Below are 4,095 nucleotides of genomic sequence, written 5' to 3' on the forward strand. Positions count from 1 at the left end.
GCTGCCGGACGGCGCCGGGCTGCCGGACGGGGTGGCCGTCGGCGCGGGCGCCGTGCTGGGCGGGCCGCCGTCGGTGGTCTTGAGCACCTTGCGGAACCGCAGCTCGGCCGCGGTGCCGACGTCGTCGAGGTCGGCGTTCTGGCCGGGCACGGAGATCACGATGTTGCGGTTGCCCTCGGTGACCACCTCGGCCTCGGCGACGCCCCGACCGTCCACCCGCGCCTGGATGATCTCGCGGGCCCGCTCCAGGGACCCGGCCGGGGGCGCCTCGCCAGCCTCGGTGGCCGCCTCCAGGGTCATCCGGGTACCGCCGATGAGATCCAGGCCGAGCTTCGGCTCAAGCCGGTCCATCCAGCTGCCCTTGGCGTCTGCGGCGAAGAAGACCAAGAGGTAGAGGACGGTGAAGATCAACCCGAGTACGGCCAGTTGCCGGCCGGGCCGCATCTGTCCCTGAGGTGGTGCCACGGCTGTCCTGTCTCCCTGCGCGGTTCGGCCGCTAGTGGTGGGCGGCGGGTCGGGCGCCGGCCTGTCCGGCGACGTGCTTACCACACCGGCAGGCGACCCCACCGGCGTGGCTATCCATTATCTTCAATGCCAAACCTGTCCCGTCACGCGGGTGGTCATTCCTTGACTTCGACCTCGTCCTGCACCGTCTCGACCCGCTCGACGGGCTTGACGACCCGGGCGATCGCCGGCCGCGCGTACCGGGTCTGCACCCCGGGCGCCACCTCAAGCATCACGGTCTCGTCGTCCACGCCGGTGACCGTGCCGTAGAGCCCGCCGATGGTGACCACTTCGTCGCCCGCGCCGATCGACGACTGCATCTGCTCGGCCTCGCGGCGCTTGCGCTGCTGCGGGCGGATCATCATGAAGTACATGACGCCGAAGAGCAGGACAATCATCAGGATCGGCATGAAGCTGCCGGGGCCGCCGCCGCTTTGTGCTGCCAAAGGCACTGCTGGCACTGTTATGACCTTCCCATCGGCCTCGTCACGGCATGGTGTGCCGGAGCGGAGGCAGGATCTCACGTCCTGTACAAACCGCGGCGAGTCTAGTCCCTGCACCTGAGAACACCGAATGCGGCACAGATCACGTTCGAGTCACACCTCCTCGGAGCCCCCGGAGAAGAGGTCGGGCACGGACGGCACAGCCGCCCCAAATGTACCATTCGGTGGCGTACGCCCCAAGTGTCGCCAAGCGGCCTCGGTCGCCACCCGCCCCCGGGGCGTACGGGCGAGCAGCCCGGCCCGGACCAGGAAGGGTTCGCAGACCTCCTCGACCGTGTCCGGCTGCTCCCCCACCGCCACGGCCAGGGTGGACAGGCCGACCGGCCCACCCCGGAACGAGTCGACCAGGGCGGTCAGCACCGCCTTGTCCAGCCGGTCCAGCCCCAGCTCGTCCACGTCGTAGACGTCCAGGGCGGCCCGGGCGGTCTCCAGCGTGACTGTCCCGTCGGCCCGGACCTCGGCGAAGTCCCGCACCCGGCGCAGCAGCCGGTTGGCGATCCGGGGCGTGCCCCGCGACCGTCCGGCGATCTCCGCCGAACCGTCGTCGGTGACCGGCACCCGGAGAATCCGCGCGGACCGCTGGATCAGCACGTCCAGCTCCGCGGGAGTGTAGAAGTCCAGGTGCGCCACGAAGCCGAAGCGGTCCCGCATCGGACCCGTCAGCAGCCCGGACCGGGTGGTCGCGCCGACCAGGGTGAACGGTTCCACGTCCAGCGGGATCGCCGTCGCGCCCGGCCCCTTGCCGACGATCACGTCGACCCGGAAGTCCTCCATCGCGCTGTAGAGCAGTTCCTCGGCCGGCTTCGCGATCCGGTGGATCTCGTCGATGAACAGCACGTCGCCCTCGCCGAGGCTGGTGAGGATCGCCGCGAGGTCACCCGACCGCTCGATCGCCGGACCGCTGGTGACCCGGATCCCCGCGCCCAGCTCGGCGGCGACGATATTGGCGAGGGTGGTGTTGTGCACGACCAGGTCGTTCACCGTGAAGGTGTGATCGTCGGCGACGGTGAGGCAGCGACACGGGTGCAGGCCGACCGGCTCGACGGTGGCGACCCGGTCGGCCGCGAGAGCCTCCTCGAACCGGTCCCGGCGGGGCGCCCGCTCCGCGAGCCGCCTGCCCCGGTCGCCGAGGACGGTGATCCGCTCGACGAACCTGGCGACGTCGTCCTGGCTGGTGACGCTGAGCCGCCAGGACTCGTGCGGCCGGCCCTGGTCCCGGCCCCGCTCCAGTTCCAGCCGGGACTGGATGCCGAGCCGCAGGAGGAGGTGCTGCACGTCCTGGAGCAGGCCATCCGACACGCTGTGGAACTCGACCTGCACGTCGTCGCCGTCCCGTCCACGGCGACTCACCGTTCCGTTCCACGCGAAGTACGCGCCGAGGAACGCACTCACCTGCCGCTGGTCACCGAGGTACACGAATGCCGGAACCCGCTTCTGCCAGGCGGTCCTGTCCAGCAGGTGGTGCTCGGCGAGCCACGGCCGCAGCCCCGATATCCGGACGAGCGAGCTGCGTGGGCTGTTCGGCCGGGTGCTGTGCCGGTAGCCGAGCCGATCACACACCGATCGGAGGTCGGCCAGCACGTCCGGATCTCCGCCGGTGAAGGTGACCTGGTTGGACGTGCAGCCGTCGCCGATCAGGTAGCCCGCCAGTCGGAACTCGTCGGTCGATCCCGTGCCGTCCGCCACCAGTTCCGGACGTAGCACGTTCGCCAGCACATCCCGCTCGGTCAGATCGCCGGCCTTGACCCACCCCTGGGTGGTCCAGAAGGGGTGGTCCGGGGCGGCCACGACCTCCCGGCCGGTCGTCGTACGGATCCGGACGCAGTCGAGTTCGCCCTGCTCGTGCACGGCTTCGACCCGAGCCGCCTGACCGGTGCGGGTGATGACCTGATCCCCCGGCCCGATGTCACCCAGCCGCCGTCGGGAGCCGTCCGCGAGCAGAACCAGCGCGTCGACCGAGACCGGCTTCCCGAGGCCGGGGGGCCCGGACAACAGGATGTGGTCCGGCGGGGTGCCCCGGCCCATCGCACCGCGCAGCAGCAGGTCGAGCTGGTCGCGTACCCGGTGCTGGGCGATGAACTCGGCCAGCCGCTTCGGGCGTACGGTGGCCTCCGCGTCCAGCTCGGTGTCGCTGGCGTACGCCGAGACGAGCCCCTCGTGGTCGGTCACGGCCGGACCACCACCCGATCGGCGATCATGCTCCGCCTCGTCATCGGGTCTTGCCCAGCAGTCGGATCGCCTGCTTCAGCAGCACCGGCACCGGCGGGGTCGCGCCCTCGATGCTCTCCGCGACCGCCGCGACCGCCTGATCCGCCTGGGCGGCCGTCCAGCCGAGCCCGACCAGCGCCTGCCGGACCTGGTCCGGCCACGCCCCGGCGGTGACGCCGCCCGCGCCGTCCGGGCCGATCGCGACCGGGCCGATCCGGTCCCGCAACTCCAGCACCAGCCGTTCGGCGCCCTTCTTGCCGATCCCCGGCACCCGGGTCAGGGTGCCGGTGTCGGCGTTGGCTATCGCCTTGCGCACCGTGTCCGGCGAGTGCACGGCGAGCACCGCCTGGGCGAGCCGGGGACCGACGCCGCTGGCGGTCTGGAGCAGTTCGAAGAGCTGCTTCTCCTCGTCGTCGGCGAACCCGTACAGGGTGAGCGAGTCCTCCCGGACGACCAGGCTGGTGGCCAGCCGGGCGGGCGAGCCGACCCGGAGCCCGGCCAGGGTGCCCGGCGCGCACTGCACCGCGAGCCCGACGCCACCGACCTCGATCACGGCGCCGTCCGGGGACAGCCCGGCGACCACTCCCCGCACACTGGCGATCATCCCGTTCCTCCCTGTCGCTTCGCGGTCGACCGTTGGGCCGCCACCCGCTGCCGGACGGCGCTGGCCGCCGCCGCGAGCCGGGCCCGGGTGCCACCCCGCCAGATGTGGCAGATGGCCAGCGCCAGCGCGTCGGCCGCGTCGGCGGGCCTCGGCGGCGCGTCCAACCGCAGCAGCCGGGTGACCATGGCCATCATCTGGGCCTTGTCCGCCTGGCCGGAGCCGGTCACCGCCGCCTTCACCTCGCTCGGGGTGTACGTCTGGACCGGCAGCCCGGCC

4 protein-coding genes and 3 pseudogenes are annotated in these 4,095 nt (G+C 71.9%); all 7 read right to left on the reverse strand.

Going from position 1 to position 4,095, the window contains the following annotated elements:
• Nucleotides 1-465 (reverse strand): annotated as a pseudogene (locus I0C86_RS27960) (protein translocase subunit SecD); the annotation flags it as partial.
• 155 nt (nt 466-620) lie between these two features.
• On the reverse strand, nt 621-914 hold the full coding sequence (gene yajC / locus I0C86_RS27965) for a preprotein translocase subunit YajC (RefSeq protein WP_230394914.1): 294 nt from the start codon (nt 912-914) through the stop codon (nt 621-623).
• Between the two features lie 186 nt (nt 915-1,100).
• Nucleotides 1,101-2,147 carry a Holliday junction branch migration DNA helicase RuvB gene (ruvB, locus tag I0C86_RS43860; RefSeq protein WP_323373881.1) on the reverse strand — a complete coding sequence of 349 codons (1,047 nt, stop codon included), beginning with the start codon at nt 2,145-2,147 and terminating at the stop codon, nt 1,101-1,103.
• Between the two features lie 9 nt (nt 2,148-2,156).
• A pseudogene (locus I0C86_RS43865) lies at nt 2,157-2,855 on the reverse strand (LAGLIDADG family homing endonuclease); the annotation flags it as partial.
• 107 nt (nt 2,856-2,962) lie between these two features.
• Nucleotides 2,963-3,176 (reverse strand): annotated as a pseudogene (locus I0C86_RS27975) (Holliday junction branch migration DNA helicase RuvB); the annotation flags it as partial.
• Nucleotides 3,177-3,216: 40 nt separating this feature from the next.
• Nucleotides 3,217-3,819: a Holliday junction branch migration protein RuvA gene (ruvA, locus tag I0C86_RS27980; RefSeq protein ID WP_196204288.1), complete on the reverse strand. Its 603-nt coding sequence runs from the start codon at nt 3,817-3,819 to the stop codon at nt 3,217-3,219.
• The coding region (locus I0C86_RS27985; RefSeq protein ID WP_196204289.1) for a crossover junction endodeoxyribonuclease RuvC at nt 3,816-4,095 on the reverse strand (280 nt) is incomplete at its 5' end. The genes I0C86_RS27985 and ruvA, both read right to left, overlap by 4 nt.

Origin of the sequence: Plantactinospora alkalitolerans, from assembly GCF_015690345.1 — a bacterium.
Lineage (GTDB): Bacteria > Actinomycetota > Actinomycetes > Mycobacteriales > Micromonosporaceae > Plantactinospora > Plantactinospora alkalitolerans.